General features: G+C 38.2%; 13 protein-coding genes, 1 pseudogene and 1 riboswitch. Of the genes and pseudogenes, 2 read left to right on the plus strand and 12 right to left on the minus strand.

The genetic code is table 11. From position 1 onward, the window contains the following. Positions 1-25: 25 nt before the first annotated feature. The 4 genes from map to V7068_RS12765 form a co-directional block, all read right to left on the minus strand. Positions 26-772: a type I methionyl aminopeptidase gene (map, locus tag V7068_RS12750; protein WP_499713102.1), complete on the minus strand. Its 747-nt coding sequence runs from the start codon at positions 770-772 to the stop codon at positions 26-28. Between the two features lie 226 nt (positions 773-998). After that, entirely contained in the window at positions 999-1,733 is a 735-nt protein-coding gene (gene motB / locus V7068_RS12755) for a flagellar motor protein MotB (RefSeq protein WP_403036692.1), read from the minus strand. Further along, entirely contained in the window at positions 1,726-2,517 is a 792-nt protein-coding gene (gene motA / locus V7068_RS12760; protein WP_127758999.1) for a flagellar motor stator protein MotA, read from the minus strand. Before motA ends, motB begins: the two co-directional genes overlap by 8 nt. A 177-nt stretch (positions 2,518-2,694) precedes the next feature. Then, positions 2,695-3,798, minus strand: coding sequence for an AbrB family transcriptional regulator (locus tag V7068_RS12765; protein WP_499713103.1), 1,104 nt, complete (start codon positions 3,796-3,798; stop codon positions 2,695-2,697). A 193-nt stretch (positions 3,799-3,991) separates the two neighbouring features. On the opposite strand from V7068_RS12765, the gene mreBH reads away from it, so the two are divergent. Beyond that, entirely contained in the window at positions 3,992-4,999 is a 1,008-nt protein-coding gene (gene mreBH / locus V7068_RS12770) for a rod-share determining protein MreBH (protein WP_127758996.1), read from the plus strand. A 123-nt stretch (positions 5,000-5,122) separates the two neighbouring features. Next, positions 5,123-5,971 (plus strand): YihY/virulence factor BrkB family protein, encoded by an 849-nt coding sequence (locus V7068_RS12775; protein WP_499713104.1) that lies wholly within the window; start codon positions 5,123-5,125, stop codon positions 5,969-5,971. 96 nt (positions 5,972-6,067) lie between these two features. On the opposite strand, the gene V7068_RS12780 is transcribed toward V7068_RS12775, so the two are convergent. From V7068_RS12780 to V7068_RS12815, 8 genes and pseudogenes are all read right to left on the minus strand, one after another. Continuing rightward, on the minus strand, positions 6,068-7,234 hold the full coding sequence (locus tag V7068_RS12780; protein WP_499713105.1) for a DHH family phosphoesterase: 1,167 nt from the start codon (positions 7,232-7,234) through the stop codon (positions 6,068-6,070). Positions 7,235-7,431: 197 nt separating this feature from the next. Next, positions 7,432-7,899, minus strand: a complete 468-nt coding sequence (gene ribH / locus V7068_RS12785) for a 6,7-dimethyl-8-ribityllumazine synthase (RefSeq protein WP_127758993.1) — start codon at positions 7,897-7,899, stop codon at positions 7,432-7,434. A gap of 37 nt (positions 7,900-7,936) precedes the next feature. Then, positions 7,937-8,560: pseudogene (gene ribB, locus V7068_RS12790) on the minus strand (3,4-dihydroxy-2-butanone-4-phosphate synthase); the annotation flags it as partial. A gap of 12 nt (positions 8,561-8,572) precedes the next feature. Beyond that, positions 8,573-9,214 (minus strand): riboflavin synthase, encoded by a 642-nt coding sequence (gene ribE / locus V7068_RS12795; protein WP_127758991.1) that lies wholly within the window; start codon positions 9,212-9,214, stop codon positions 8,573-8,575. Positions 9,215-9,367: 153 nt separating this feature from the next. Beyond that, a riboswitch (FMN riboswitch) is annotated at positions 9,368-9,498 on the minus strand. A gap of 120 nt (positions 9,499-9,618) precedes the next feature. Then, positions 9,619-10,755 carry a DEAD/DEAH box helicase gene (locus tag V7068_RS12800; protein ID WP_499713106.1) on the minus strand — a complete coding sequence of 379 codons (1,137 nt, stop codon included), beginning with the start codon at positions 10,753-10,755 and terminating at the stop codon, positions 9,619-9,621. 38 nt (positions 10,756-10,793) lie between these two features. After that, the gene (locus V7068_RS12805) at positions 10,794-12,074 is read right to left on the minus strand and encodes an ATP-binding protein (protein ID WP_499713107.1); all 1,281 of its coding nucleotides are present in this window, start codon (positions 12,072-12,074) and stop codon (positions 10,794-10,796) included. 168 nt (positions 12,075-12,242) lie between these two features. After that, positions 12,243-13,712, minus strand: a complete 1,470-nt coding sequence (gene putP / locus V7068_RS12810; RefSeq protein ID WP_499713108.1) for a sodium/proline symporter PutP — start codon at positions 13,710-13,712, stop codon at positions 12,243-12,245. Positions 13,713-13,874: 162 nt separating this feature from the next. Then, positions 13,875-15,206, minus strand: coding sequence for an aminotransferase family protein (locus tag V7068_RS12815; protein WP_499713109.1), 1,332 nt, complete (start codon positions 15,204-15,206; stop codon positions 13,875-13,877). Positions 15,207-15,302 lie beyond the last annotated feature (96 nt).

Genomic DNA, 15,302 nt, shown 5'->3' on the forward strand with positions numbered 1-15,302 from the left:
AGCCCCCACTGATAGAAGTTTCACTTTATTGTTCAGTTAAAATAATCGGACCGTTTTTAGTAATCGCTAATGTATGTTCATACTGTGCTGAATATTTTCCATCAGCCGTTGAAGCAGTCCAACCATTCGCATCTCTCACCGCTTCGTAAGTACCAACATTCACCATCGGTTCAATTGTAAAGACCATCCCTTCTTTCAAGCGCAGCCCTTTATGAGGTAATCCATAGTGCGGCACTTGTGGATCTTCATGAATCACATTACCGATACCATGACCGATAAAGTCACGTACAACCGAAAAACCTTCCGCTTCCACATAAGACTGAATCGCATGACCAATATCTCCAATTCGATTGCCTGCAACCGCAACCTCAATCGCACGATATAGAGATTCTTTTGTTACAGCTAATAAATGTTCCGTTTCTTTAGACACTTTACCGACTGGATAAGTCCATGCTGAATCAGAAAGCGCCCCATTATAATTCACTACCATATCAATCGTCACAATATCCCCACTTTTCAGCGGTGTTTTCCGAGGGAAACCATGACAAATTTCTTCATTGATGCTCGCACATGTTGCATATTTATATCCTTTATATCCTTTTTGCTCTGGTTTTGCCCCATGCTGTTTTAAATAGGCTTCTACAAATTCTTCAATTTCCCAAGTTGTCACACCCGGTTGAATAAGCTTCGCAATTTCCCTGTGGCAAGCAGCTAAAATTTTTCCTGACTCATGCATAGCCTGTATTTCACGTTCAGATTTTAATACGATCAACGATGACACTTCCTTTTTAAAGTAGGCTGTATTAAATACTATTGACTTTGAGCTTATTTTAACAATACTGAAATGCACTAGAAACCAATAGCTCCATATAACCAAGCCTTAAATTATGCTACTCTCTTTATCTTACTGTAAATGTATTCATATGAAAACAATGAGGATACATTTTCTCATAACAAGAAAAAGGAATAAAAAAATCTGTCACTTTGGACAGATTTTTTTATTCATCTACGTTTGTTCTTGGCACAATTAAAATTTCAACACGTCGATTTTTGGCACGCCCCTCCGCCGTTTTGTTAGACGCAACAGGCTTAAATTCACCAAAACCTTTTGCGCTAAACCACTCTGGATCTAATTTATCGTTCTCTAATAAAATTTTCATAAAGTTAACCGCACGCATAACACTCAAATCCCAGTTCGAATCAAATTGATTTGTTTTAATTGGGAGATTATCCGTATGTCCACTAATAACAATACTCCGTGGTGGGTTCATCACAAGAAGCTTCGAAATATCTTTTGCAATCTGCTGATTCTCTTTCCCTACATCAGCAGCCCCTGATTCAAACAAAACATTATCTCGAATTGTAACAAGTAAGCCTTCATCTGTAAGCGAAGTGCCTAACTTATCGTTCAACTCTTTATTTTCAATATATGTATTAACTTTACCTTGAATGTGTGAAAGCTCTTCTCGCTCCGTCTTTCCGCTTCCGCCTCGTTCTAAGGAATCTGCATTGTCCATCTGTGTTGTACTAGGAAAATCCATTACCCCCGATCCGCCTGTAAACACTTGATTAAAGTAATTAGACATCGAATTGAACTTCTTGGAGTCAATGGAACTGGAAGCAAAGAGAACAATAAAAAGAGCAAGCAAAAGCGTTAAAATATCCGCATAAGGCACCAACCAAGATTCATCGATATGCTCTTCATGATTTCTTTTCTTTTTCTTCCTAGCCATCTTGCTTCACTTCGCCTTCCAGCCACTTCTTCCGATCGTCAGCAGGTAAATATGAAGTTAGCTTCTGCTCAATTGTTCTTGGAGCTTCCCCTTCAATAATAGATAAAATTCCTTCAATCATCATTTCTTTAACTCTTACTTCTTGTTGAGACTTACGTTTTAACTTATTCGCAAATGGATGCCAAAGCACATATCCAGTGTAAATCCCTAGCATAGTTGCGATAAAGGCTGCCGAAATGGCATGTCCTAATGCATCAATATCGGACATACTTCCTAAAGCAGCAACTAAACCTAATACAGCACCTAGTACCCCAAGCGTTGGCGCATATGTCCCGGCTTGAGTAAAGATTGCCGCACCACCGCGATGTCTCTCTTCCATCGCTTCGATTTCTTCCGTCAAGATATCACGTATGTAATCCGCACTTTGTCCTTCAACAGCAAGATTTAAACCGTTTTTCAAAAACTGATTGTCTATTTGATCTGCGATACTTTCAAGTGCTAACAAACCTTCTTTTCTAGCAATAACCGCCCACTCAGAAAAGGTTTTAATTAACTCCTCTGGTTTTGTTAACTGTTGTTCTGTAAATAAAATTTTAAATAGTTTTGGAACTTTCTTTAATTCAGACATAGGAAATGCTGTTACAACTGCTGCAACAGTCCCAACCATAATAATCATAATAGCTGCTGGATTAATTAACGCTGAAAAAGCAACCCCTTTAAAGAACATTCCCAAGGCTATTGCAATAACACCAAGCAAAACCCCTATTAATGATGCTTTATCCATAATACTCACCCATTCATTTAAAATCTTCTAGTATCTATTTCTTATATCGGAAGGTTGAGTAAAAAAATGAATATATTTTTGTTTTTTCCATACTTCGATTTCCAAAAACTCGTTCATTTATCGAACTCTGACACAAATAAGTCAAACATCCACAGCATCATATACGTAAGCCTTATATCAAACTTTATGATCGGACACTACTGATTTTTTTAGCGCCACCCACTTAATAAGCGGAGAAGTCAAAAAAAGAATAAACAAAATTCTAAACAGATGAAAACTCGTTACCGTTGAAACATCGATATGAACCGATAAGGCCGTCACAGACATTTCTGCCACTCCACCTGGAGCAAGGCTTAAAAATAGCTCATTTACAGGTATAGAAACATAATGTCCTAGAAATACAGCCATTCCATAACAAAAAGCAATTAATAGAACATTACTTACAAAAATAACACCGAACATTTTCTTAAACAACTGTGGATTATCTACTTTTAACGTATATCCTAAGTGTGCTCCAATCATTAATTGCGATAGATTCAACCAAAAGCTAGGCACTTCAGGAGCACCAGGACCAACCAAATTGAATAAAGTAGCCGCCAATAAAGGACCTAATAGATGTGGAAGAGGAAAATGAATTTTCTTACCAAGACTAATAAACCCAATAAGAACAAGCAATAATAATAGTGCAAGCTTCCAATCATATTGAAGTAAAAAGAAATGTTCATTCGTAATAGGGCTAACCGCAACCGCATCATCAGACAATACATGTGTAACAAGCCACGGCACAATCGAAATGACTAGAATGACCCGAAGTGTTTGCATAAATGCAACAACTGTTTCATCTACACCTTTTAATTCTTCACTTAATATGACCATTTGAGATAACCCGCCTGGAAAACTGCCTAACAATGATGTACCTGGACGAATGTTCATCCACTTTGCAATCAATAGCCCTGTTAGTACAGTAAATACGGTAATAACCGCCGTTGATAAAAGCATAATCGGTAAATGTTGAAGCATCTCTGCCAACGCTTCTTTTGTAAAAGCACTGCCTAGTTGAACACCTAAAATAATTAACCCGAGGCTTCTTAAATTTTTTGACCAATAAAAATAATGACCGAACTTCAGCTTAGCAATTAAAATAACGAAAAGCGGACCTAGCATCCACGGTAAATAAACGCCTAAACGTTCGAAAAAATAACCTCCTATAAAAGCGAGAAGAGCTACAATAATCGTCTTTATCGCTTGATTTTCTCGTATACTCTCATTTATCTTCTTCACTACGATACCTTCTTTTCCACCATTTATTTCTCTATTCTAGCACAAAATATGAAATGAATATTTTTCTTAATTCATAACAAACATAGTTGTTTATGAAAAAGGTTTAAATTACCATCTAGAAAAACCCCCACAAAATCCTATCTTTAGGTAGAATAATATTTCGGGGGTCAAAACTCTTAGAGGGGTGACTATATTGTTTAAAAACACAGAAATTGGCATCGATTTAGGAACAGCCAACACATTAGTTTATAGTAAAAATAAAGGGATTATCTTTAATGAACCATCTGTTGTGGCTATTGATTTAAATACGAATCAAGTGTTAGCCGTTGGATTGGATGCAAAAGAAATGATCGGAAAAACTCCAGACCATATTAGAACAGTCCGTCCATTGAAAGATGGGGTCATTGCAGATTTTGATATTACTGCACAAATGCTCAAACATATTATGAAAAAAGCTACAAATTCTGTAAAAGTAGCTATGCGTAAGCCTAACGTTGTCGTGTGTACACCGTTCGGTGCAACAACGGTTGAAAAAAAGGCTATTCAAGATGCAGTAAGCAGCTGCGGAGCCAAGCGTGTTCATCTTATTGAAGAACCAGTAGCCGCGGCCATCGGAGCGGATTTACCGGTAGAAGAACCAATTGCTAATGTCATTGTAGATATTGGAGGAGGAACAACGGAAGTAGCCATTATTTCATATGGCGGCATCGTTTCTTGTCACTCTATTCGAGTTGGCGGCGATCAATTAGACGAAGATATTATACAATACGTACGTAAAACCTATAATTTGTTAATTGGTGAACAAACAGCTGAACAAATAAAAATGGAGATTGGCTATGCACCAATTGATCATTCACCTGTCTCTTTAGATGTTCGCGGGCGTGACCTTGTCACAGGTCTTCCAAAAACGATGACCATTCAGTCTGGAGAAATTCAAGAAGCTATGACAGAATCCTTACTACGTATTTTAGAATCTATTCGTGCGACATTAGAAGAATCACCGCCTGAGTTAAGTGGAGATATCGTCGACCAAGGTGTCATACTGACTGGTGGAGGCGCACTCCTTAACGGGCTGCAAGAATGGTTGTCCCAAAGAATTATCGTCCCTGTTCACCTTACTGCTCAGCCGCTTGAGGCTGTTGTCATTGGTACAGGCCGCTCTCTTGATGTTATTAATCAATTGCAAAAAAAGATTAACTAATGAAAGGTTGCCCATAAATGTTTGGGCAGCCTTTTTATATTGACCTTGCCCTTTCCTTCCTTTAAGGTTAAATTTAACACTTCTACTACCTTGCACATTTTCTAATGCAGGAGGGATCTTATAATGACATGGTTCACTTTTGGAAGACAGCTTATCCAAAAACTCAAGGTTGATCGTGTAACCGGACTTGCTGCTGAACAAGCCTATTATTATTTACTATCTCTCTTTCCGATGCTTATTTTATTACTTTCTATTTTGCCTTATTTATCTATCAATCCCCAAGCTGCTTTAATATTTCTGCATGATTTTGTTCCTTCAGAAACGAACCAACTCATTGAAGAAACGATTATTACTATTTTAAGTGAGCGTAATGGCGGTCTACTAACAATTGGTATTATCGGCACCATTTGGTCTGCTTCAAATGGGATGAATGCTTTTATTCATTCGATGAATATTGCATTTGAGGTACAAGAAACAAGGAGTTTTATCATGACTCGTTTGCTGTCTATTATTTTAACATTTGGACTCATATTAGCTTTTATTGTAGCCCTTGCTTTGCCTGTGTTTGGTCAGGTTCTCCTTGATTTCATCAATCAATTATTTCCTATTTCGGATTATGGCCAAAGACTTTTCCATCTGTTACGCTGGGTCATTGCCATTGTTGTAATCTCGATTGTACTAGCTTTTTTATATCAAATTGCTCCAAGTAAGCCTCTTCCATTGCAGCACGTTTGGATTGGAGCTGTTACGGCCGCACTTCTTTGGCTTCTCATTTCATTTGGCTTTTCCTTTTATGTAAACAATTTCGGAAACTACTCTGCTACATACGGGAGTTTAGGCGGGGTCATCATCTTAATGCTTTGGTTATTTTTAACCGGATTAGCGCTCATTATCGGTGGAGAAATCAACGCTATTTTACAACGAAATCATACAGCACCACATTCTAAAACAACGAGGCATTTCTTTTTTTAAGAAGGCTCTGTTAATGAATAGTGTTGATTTATATGTTATTTAACAAAACATAAAGAGAAAGAGGATGCCCTGTAGACATCCTCCTTCTCCTTATGTTTATGCTTTTTTTATGTATTCCTCATACGGCTCATCATAAGCGAGCCAAGCACCGAATCTGCGTTTAATATACCTTTCCGCTTCTTGAAAAGTGGTAAACGTTTGACTTTGTTGTTTATGATTGATTTCTAAGCCCCACTCACTCTGTTCATTCGGTTTAAGAAAAAGGAGTTGTTTATCCTTTGTCGTATATAAGGAACCTGTTTCAGATTCTTTTAGATTGATTTGATTATTGTGTGCATCACGCTTAATCGGCTCTGAATAAAACGTTTGCTCAATAAATTGTTTAAAAGCTTGTTCTGTTAAATTGCAGCCTGCAGCTTTTTGATGACCGCCTCCTTCATATTTACCTGCTACTGAAGAGACATCAATATCATCATGAATTGTACGTAGACTTAATCGTTTACTGCCGACCATTGCAATCGCAATATAATCCAAGTGATTATATTCTTTCGATAACTCATTTCCTAATTCGGAATGATAGGATTCAGCGTGAACAACACCTGCCACATGAGGTCCAACCGCTACTTGATATACTTCACGTTTCTTTCTCTTTATGTATCGATCGACTCGACTTTCTTCTACTTTTAATAAAGTCTCCTCTACTTCATCAAAATCAAAAGAACCAGCATTAGCTAGCTTATTCGTAATTTTTCCCTCAAACTCTTCGATAGAAAACATAAAAAAAAGATCATTTAGCCGTTTCGCTGTGAGATTCTGATTAGCTTCCCACTCCCACGTGTCATATTGACGAACTAATTCAACAAACTCCTCTACGTTTTGTGAACGAGCAAGCCAATTTTGTTGAACTGCGTATTCATAGAACAGAGAAGTAGCGGACGCTAACTTTCCATCTTCCCGTTCAACTGTCACATTTGCCCAAGGATGTGCATTTAAATGTAGAGCTGTTTTATGATGATCGATTAATGTAGCACTACCACCATTCGCAACGAACTGTGAGATTCTTTGTTCATTCTCTTCATTGACAGAAAGATCGGTTACTAGCAACCTTTGTTCTTTATCTGCTTGTTCCAAAAATGCTTCAACTTGGTAATTCAATCGACCAATTGAATTATAACTCACCTGCACATCTTCCCCAAAGGCAAGCTTAGCAACAATACCGCAACCGACACCATCTAAATCATTATGTGTAAAGAGATGGTACACATAAACCCCTCCTCAAAATCCATATATATTACTTTTCCCCGAAAGAAAGGAATTATTGCTTCATTACGTATGTATTTTAACATGTTATTAGATTGCTGTAATACTTTGAACGACGGCACTTTCATTAAATCAAACTAATCCATGCCAAATAAAAGAGGCTGTCCCCAATTTATGGAACAGCCTCTCCTAACTCTATGTTATCCGATTAATTTACCCAAGTTAGCCATTTCAATAGCCGAAATAGCAGAATCATATCCTTTGTTTCCAGCTTTTGTACCAGCACGCTCAATTGCTTGTTCAATATTTTCTGTTGTAACTACGCCAAAAATAACAGGAACTCCTGTATCTAACGTCACTCTCGCCATTCCTTTTGCTGATTCATTACATACATAATCGTAATGAGTTGTTGCACCGCGGATTACTGTTCCAAGCCCAATAATGGCATCATATTTTCCTGTTTCAACAAGCTTCTTTGCAATTAAAGGAATTTCAAAAGCCCCCGGTACCCAAGCTACATCGATGTCTGCTTCTTCTACACCGTGACGCTTCAAGCCGTCAAGCGCTCCGTCCAATAACTTACTCACAATAAATTCATTAAATCTTCCAACTACTATACCAATTTTTAATCCTGTTCCAATTAACTGTGCTTCAAAATGTTGTCCCATTTTCGTTCCCCCTAATATAATTCAGTATGATTTAATTCACTTCAGCTGTTACACGTGAAGCTTGTTGTTTACGATAACGAATTAAATCTGCAATCGTGATAAATTTTAATTGAAATTCTTCTGCAACTTTGACTAAGTCAGGCACTCGTGCCATCGTACCGTCCTCTTTCATAATTTCACAAATCACTCCAGCTGGAGCTGCTCCACATAATTTAGCTAAGTCGACCGCAGCCTCTGTGTGGCCTGCTCTTTGCAGCACACCGCCCGCCTTTGCTACAATTGGAAAAGTATGACCAGGGCGTTTAAAATCCTCCGCTACAGCCTCATCATCTAGAAGAGCATTTACTGTAATCGAACGATCAAAAGCACTAATGCCAGTTGAATTACTTCTATGATCAACACTTACTGTAAAAGCCGTACCATGTGGATCGGTATTTACTTCAACCATCGGATGTAAATTTAACTTCTGTGCGCGTTCTTCAGTAATCGCTGTACAAACAAGACCTCTTCCATATGTAGCCATGAAATTAATCGCTTCCGGGGTTGCTTTTTCCGCTAGAACAATAAAATCCCCTTCGTTTTCACGATTTTCATCATCCACCACAATAATCGGTTTTCCTGCTTTTAAATCTGCTAATGCCTCTTCAATCGTATTAAACACTCTACTCACCTCTTAGTAAAATCCATTTTCAGCTAAAAAACTTTTGGTTAATGATTGTTTTGGTTTATTTGTCTGTAGGTGCTGCACGATATATTTACCAATCATATCATTTTCAATATTAACAATATCCCCTACACCTTTCTGTCCGATAATCGTGTCTTGAAACGTTAACGGAATTAATGAAACTGTTAATAGGTTGCCCTGAATATCAAAAATAGTTAAGCTCGTTCCATCAATAGCTACAGAACCTCTTGGGATGCAATATTGACTCAAGCCTTCTTGAAGCTCGATTGTGAAGTACACGGCATTTTCCTTCGGTTGTTTTTTAATAATCGTCCCTGTCCCATCAATATGTCCTGAAACAAAATGACCGCCGAATCTGCCTTGTGCACTCATTGCTCTTTCTAAATTGATAGGAGAACCAGGTTTTAATAATTGGATAGACGATGCTTTTACCGTTTCTGGCATTACATCAACAGTAAATGTATTAGTTGTAAAAGAAGTAACGGTTAAACAAACACCATTTACTGCAATACTGTCTCCAAGATGAACATCTTCCACAATTTTCTCTGAAGAAATCGTTATCTCCATGCTCTGCTTACCTTTCTTTAACGATTGAACAACACCGATGTCTTCAATAATTCCAGTAAACATGTCTTCACCTCTTTTGCCGAAAAATAAAAACCCCATAGAGATACCTACAGGGTTTGCGGGAGTATATGGTGAAAAAAATGTATACTTAAATAAACCTTTAACTTCAAGTTCTCAAAATTTAAAGGATACACTCATACATTTTAAAAAATTCCACACGTCCTTCTCCCATCCAGACTTTACTGTCGGCTTTGGAATCTCACCAAATCCTGCCTTAAAAAGGCTCGCGGGCTTAGAATTGCTTCATCACCGCCGGTTGGGATTTACACCCGACCCCGAAGGACAAACTATTTATAACTTACAGTTAGTTTATCACGATAAAGTTATATTGTAAATTACTTACTCTCAATCTCATAACTGCTACAAGCGGAAGAAGAATAAATTCGCCTTCCGCTTGTATGGTTCACTTATTTTGCATCTACAATCTGTCCAGCATAAAACTCTTTTTTTTGTAGAGAAAGCTCCAGTTCACGAGCCATCTTCTTTAATTCACGCTCTTCTCGTTCCGTAACAATTGACATCACTGTTCCATCTGCGCCCGCGCGGCCTGTTCGACCAGAGCGATGTACATACTGATCTATGCCATTTGCTAAATCAACATGAATGACCGTCGTTAATCCTTTAATATCTAAACCGCGGGCCGCTACATCTGTTGCTAAAAGCAGTGGATGTTTTCCTGATTTTAATTTACGTAAAGCTTTTTCACGATCTACTTTGTTAGACTCTCCATGAAGCAGCCCCACTTCAATCTCTTTATATTTTAGCTTTTCTCCAATAACATTGAGCTCTCCAATATCATTCATAAAGGCTAGCCCTTTCATACCCTCTAAGCGAGAAATTTTCTCCAAAATTTTGAACTTATCACGCTTTTCTACAACAAAGTACATGTGATCTACTTTCGATTGCATTTTCTCACTTTTATCGACTTTAATCGTAACAGGCTCATTCATAAAGGCACGAGCTGCTTGTTCTGTTTCTTGTGGTAATGTTGCCGAAAACATCATCACTTGGCGATCTTTTAACGTCGTCTTCACAATATTACGGATTGTTGTAAGATGCTCTGGAACAAGCAATTGATCTCCTTCGTCTAACACAATCGTTTTCACTTCATGCATTTTTAATTTCTTTTGAGTAATAAGTTCCTGTATACGTCCCGGTGTCCCGGCAATAACTTGCGGGCGTTTTTTTAGTTTTTCTAATTGACGCTTCACATTTGCGCCTCCAATAAATGCCGCACCATTAATGCTGCTGCCTTGTGACCAAATACGAACCTCTTCATTAATCTGCATCACAAGCTCACGAGAGGAAGCGAGAATAAGAGCTTGTGGGGATGATTGATCAGGGTCTATTTTTTCAAGCAACGGAAGTAAATAAGCAAGTGTCTTTCCTGTTCCCGTTGGTGATTCAGCGATAACATCTTTCCCTTCCATAATTTGCGGGATAGCTTTCAGTTGAATGGGAGTTGCTTGGGCAAAGCCCGATTTATTCCAAGCTTGCTGGATAAATGGTTTCATCTTTTCAAGTAATGCAGGTGTATTGCTCATTTTCTTCTCCTTTTATCTAAAAAAATCAATTACCTAGTTTATAGTACCACTTGTTCCTTTGCTAGTGGAATCCGAATCCTCACTAACGTTCCCTTATTTTTTTCACTTTCAAAGAAAATCTCTCCATGGTGCCTATGAATAATCTTTTGACATACAGCAAGCCCAATACCTGTACCTTTTTCTTTTGTTGAATAAAAAAGCTGGCCAATCCGTTGTAATCGTTCAGGCTCCATCCCAACCCCATTATCCCGAACCGTTAAAACAGCTGTATCTTCTTCTACTTTTAACACAACGTCAATCTTCCCACGTTCTGTAATCGCTTCAATGCTATTTTTAATAATATTAATCAATACCTGCTTCATCTGTGATTCATCAGCCATAATAAGAACAGGCCTTGGAACTTCTTCATAGCACAACTCAACATTATCGAGATTTGTTTGTGCTGTCATCAGTGTAAATACTTGTCGAATACTTTCCCTTACATCAATTTTTTTATAAGTTACTTCTTGTGTTTTCCCTAAAATCAATAGTTCACTTGAAATGGTATTAATCCGTTCGACCTCTTGCAGAATAATATCCAGATGCTCGTCATTCAACTCTCTCGTATATTGCATCAACTGAATAAAGCCTTTTAAAGAGGTAAGCGGGTTACGGATTTCATGAGCAACCGCTGCAGCTAAATGACCTATTACAGATGTTCTTTCTGACATAATCAATAACTCTTCTTCTCTGCGAAGCCCCGTAACATCTCTGGCAATTGCATAAACGCCCATAATATCTCCTTGGATAATAATAGGGACAAAAGAACAACGCGTAAATTTAATCTCTCCCTTTGCATCCCGAATCACTGTTTCAAAATCCAAAGCCTCTTTATTAATTGCTCTTCTATAACAATGAATCACTTTACCGAGGTCCTCACTATTGATGAGCATACTCGCTGAATGTTTATTCAATCCCTCTAAATCATATCCAAATAAAGCCTTTGCTTGTGGATTCATTGAAATAACTTTCCCTTCAAGATTCAACTCTAGAACAGCATCAATATTATACATGAACAAAGATTGATATTGCTCGTCTCTTACCTGTAGTTCCTTTTGCGAATTCAATAATTTCTTTGTCCAATAAACTATCGTGCTATATAAAATAGCTCCAGTTATTATGATATATAACCAACCTTTTGAATTTTGAAAAGTAATAAATAATTGATAATTATTCTGAGCAAGTTTGATTGAAATATAATCGGTAACAATAAGCCATAAAATGCCTAAAATTATATATATAGCAGAAACTTTTAATGCAATTTTCCGTGAGTGATCCATACATCCCCCTGTATATATTAATAAACCTATTATCTCCTGCTCTCCAACCTATATATTCACTGACAGCCTGTGATATATACGCATATGAAAAGACCTTCAACGATTTGAAGGCCTTTTCATAAAGAACACTAATAAAAAAGCGATTAGATAACCAATAGATACTACTTGTTATGTTAATTTGTCCACTGCTTGATCGAACTCTTCTTTCATTTCTTTCGAAGGTTCGGCTGATAATAAACTGAAGATAACTACCGCAATCATCCCAACAATAAAACCTGGAATAATTTCGTATACTTCGGCAAATCGATCAATTTGATCCCAGACAATAACCGTAACCGTACCTGCAATCATCCCCGCAAGCGCACCCCATTTTGTCATTCGCTTCCAATATAAGCTAAGTAAAATAACCGGACCAAACGCAGCACCGAATCCTGCCCATGCATATCCAACAAGATTTAAAATGGTATCGCTTGGATTGAATGCAAGCACTAAAGCAATAATAGCAATCGCTAATACCCCAAGTCGCCCAACAAGAACTAATTCTTTCTCTGATGCATTCGGACGAATAAATTGCTTATAGAAATCATCCGTCAAAGCACTTGCCGATACAAGAAGCTGAGATGCAACCGTACTCATCACCGCAGCTAAAATAGCCGCTAAGAGGAACCCAGTAATAAGCGCTGGAAACAACTCTTTAGAAAGAACAATAAAAACGGTTTCCGCATTTTTCTCACCAAGTGGATTGCCATTTAAACTAAAATACGCAATCCCTACTAAACCAGTAAACATCGCCCCGACAGTAGAGAAAATCATCCAGCTCATACCAATTCGACGAGCTGTCTTCATTTCTTTAACCGAAGAAATTGCCATAAAACGAACAATAATATGCGGTTGCCCAAAATAGCCAAGTCCCCACGCTAATAAAGAAATAATCCCAATAACAGAAGTTCCTTGAAAAACATGTAAAAGGTTCGGATCAATCGAACGAATCTCACCAAATGTTTCAGATGCGCCACCGATATTCACAATCGTCACCGTCGGTACTAAAATCAAAGCAATAAACATGATTGTTCCTTGAACAAAGTCTGTCCAACTTACAGCCAAGAAACCGCCAAATAATGTATAAAGAATAACAACACCCGCTGTTAACCAAATTCCCCATCGATAATCCATGTTAAATGCAACACGGAACAGCTCTCCCCCCGCTACCATTCCTGAAGAAGTATAGAAGGTAAAGAAAATTAAAATAACAAACGCTGACGTTACCTTTAGTATACGTGAATCATCACGAAAACGGTTGCCCAAGAAATCTGGAATCGTGATTGAATTGTTTGCGACCTCCGTGTATGTTCGTAACCTTGGAGCTACATATACCCAGTTCAAATAAGCTCCCATACATAACCCTACTACAATCCACCCGGCACTAATTCCGCTCAGGTACATTGCACCAGGTAAGCCCATCAATAGCCAACCACTCATATCAGAAGCTCCGGCACTTAATGCCGTTACAGCTGGACCTAGGTTTCTTCCACCCAGCATATAATCTGTTAAGTTTGCCGTCTTTTTATAAGCATAAAAGCCAATTAAAAGCATGGCAGCCATATAAATCACAATTGATATTATTACTCCATAATCCAAAATAGCTCCTCCCTCAATCTGCCACAAACACTTTTGTACAATAAAGTCTTTTCCATTAGATAAGCTTATCAGAAATAAAATCAAATGTTAAGAAATTTCTTAAATCATCCAGTTATTTCATTTCTTATAATCAGCGGCACATGAGGGAGGAACTCGAACTACCTAGTCTTTACTCTGAAGGACCCGTTCAACCGCAGCTACGGCTTTATCTAACCGCCCAATTAACTTGGCTATTTCTTGCTTTGTAATAATCAGCGGAGGGGCAAAGACAACAGTATCCTGGTCAAACGTTACAGCACGACAAATAAGCCCTTGTTTCATAGCTTCTGCAACAATAAGCGGGGCCACCGGTGTCTGAAATCTTTCTCCTGTTTGTCGATTCTTAACTATTTGAATAGCACCGATTAGTCCAAGTGCTCGCACATGCCCAATGATGTTTCGTTTGCTTTGAATTTCTTGAAAACCACTTAGTAAATCTAATCCCCGAAGCTTGGCATTTTCCACTAGTTTTTCTGTTTCAATGATTTCAATATTTTTCAAAGCAACAGCACAAGCCATCGGATGGCCGCTATACGTATAACCATGAAAAAGTGTCTCGCGCGAAAGTGAAATCAACTCTTGATGCAATATTTCCGACAGCACAACGCCGCCTAATTGTGCATAGCCGCTTGTCACTCCTTTAGCAAAACACATCATATCTGGTATTACCCCATCATGCTCAACACCGAAAAATGTACCTGTTCGACCAAATCCGGTAATCACTTCATCCATAATCAATAAAATACCATACTGATCACAAATTCTCCTCACTTCTTGCATATACCCTGGAGGGGCAAAATTCACTCCCCCTGCTCCTTGAATCGGCTCAGTAATAAAAGCCGCAATCGTCTCCGCACCTTCCTGTTCAATCACATTACGTAACTCTTCAATCGAAGAGCCGTCTACATAATAAAAATCAGGCGCAAGTGAATTCGTAAAATCACGAAACGGCTTTAACCCAGTCGCACTAGTCGCTCCCATCGCTACGCCATGATACGACTTCGTTCGGGAAATGATTTTTTGACGATTTGCCTTTCCTTTTAATAACCAATAATGACGAGCCAGCTTAAAAGCTGTATCATTCGCCTCAGAACCTCCTGAGGTAAAGAAAACGGCATTTAACGCCCCCGGGGCAAGCAAGGCAATCTTCGTTGCTAATCGAATCGCTGGTTCATGACTAAAAGTAGAAAAACACGAACTAAATGCAAGCTTCTCCATTTGCTGCTTCGCGACTTCCGCTAACTCTTTTCTACCATGCCCTACATTTACGTTCCAAAGTGAGCTCATTCCATCTATATAAGAATGCCCCTGTATATCTTTTAAATAAATCCCCTCTCCCTCTGTAAAAATCACACTTGGGCCATTTGCTTGCTGCTGGGCAATAGAAGACGTCGGATGAATAAAATGTTTTTTATCTAAATGAATTAATTCTTGTATATCGTTTTTTTCATTCAATCAGAAACACCCATCCCTTCTGTAATGTGCTCAAATAATATCAGTCACTTCTACCTGTAAATATATGTTCATAATTCTCGAACATGCGAACATACA

The organism is Bacillus sp. JJ634, from assembly GCF_036962285.1.
GTDB lineage: Bacteria > Bacillota > Bacilli > Bacillales > DSM-1321 > Peribacillus > Peribacillus asahii_A.

Excerpts from the sequence above, each read along its gene's own strand:
- ribH (WP_127758993.1), bottom strand. The coding sequence starts at position 7,899 with ATGGGACAACATTTTGAAGCACAGTTAATTGGAACAGGATTAAAAATT.
- V7068_RS12805 (WP_499713107.1), bottom strand. The coding sequence starts at position 12,074 with ATGGATCACTCACGGAAAATTGCATTAAAAGTTTCTGCTATATATATA.
- ribE (WP_127758991.1), bottom strand. The coding sequence starts at position 9,214 with ATGTTTACTGGAATTATTGAAGACATCGGTGTTGTTCAATCGTTAAAG.
- motB (WP_403036692.1), bottom strand. The coding sequence starts at position 1,733 with ATGGCTAGGAAGAAAAAGAAAAGAAATCATGAAGAGCATATCGATGAA.
- V7068_RS12775 (WP_499713104.1), top strand. The coding sequence starts at position 5,123 with ATGACATGGTTCACTTTTGGAAGACAGCTTATCCAAAAACTCAAGGTT.
- V7068_RS12800 (WP_499713106.1), bottom strand. The coding sequence starts at position 10,755 with ATGAGCAATACACCTGCATTACTTGAAAAGATGAAACCATTTATCCAG.
- motA (WP_127758999.1), bottom strand. The coding sequence starts at position 2,517 with ATGGATAAAGCATCATTAATAGGGGTTTTGCTTGGTGTTATTGCAATA.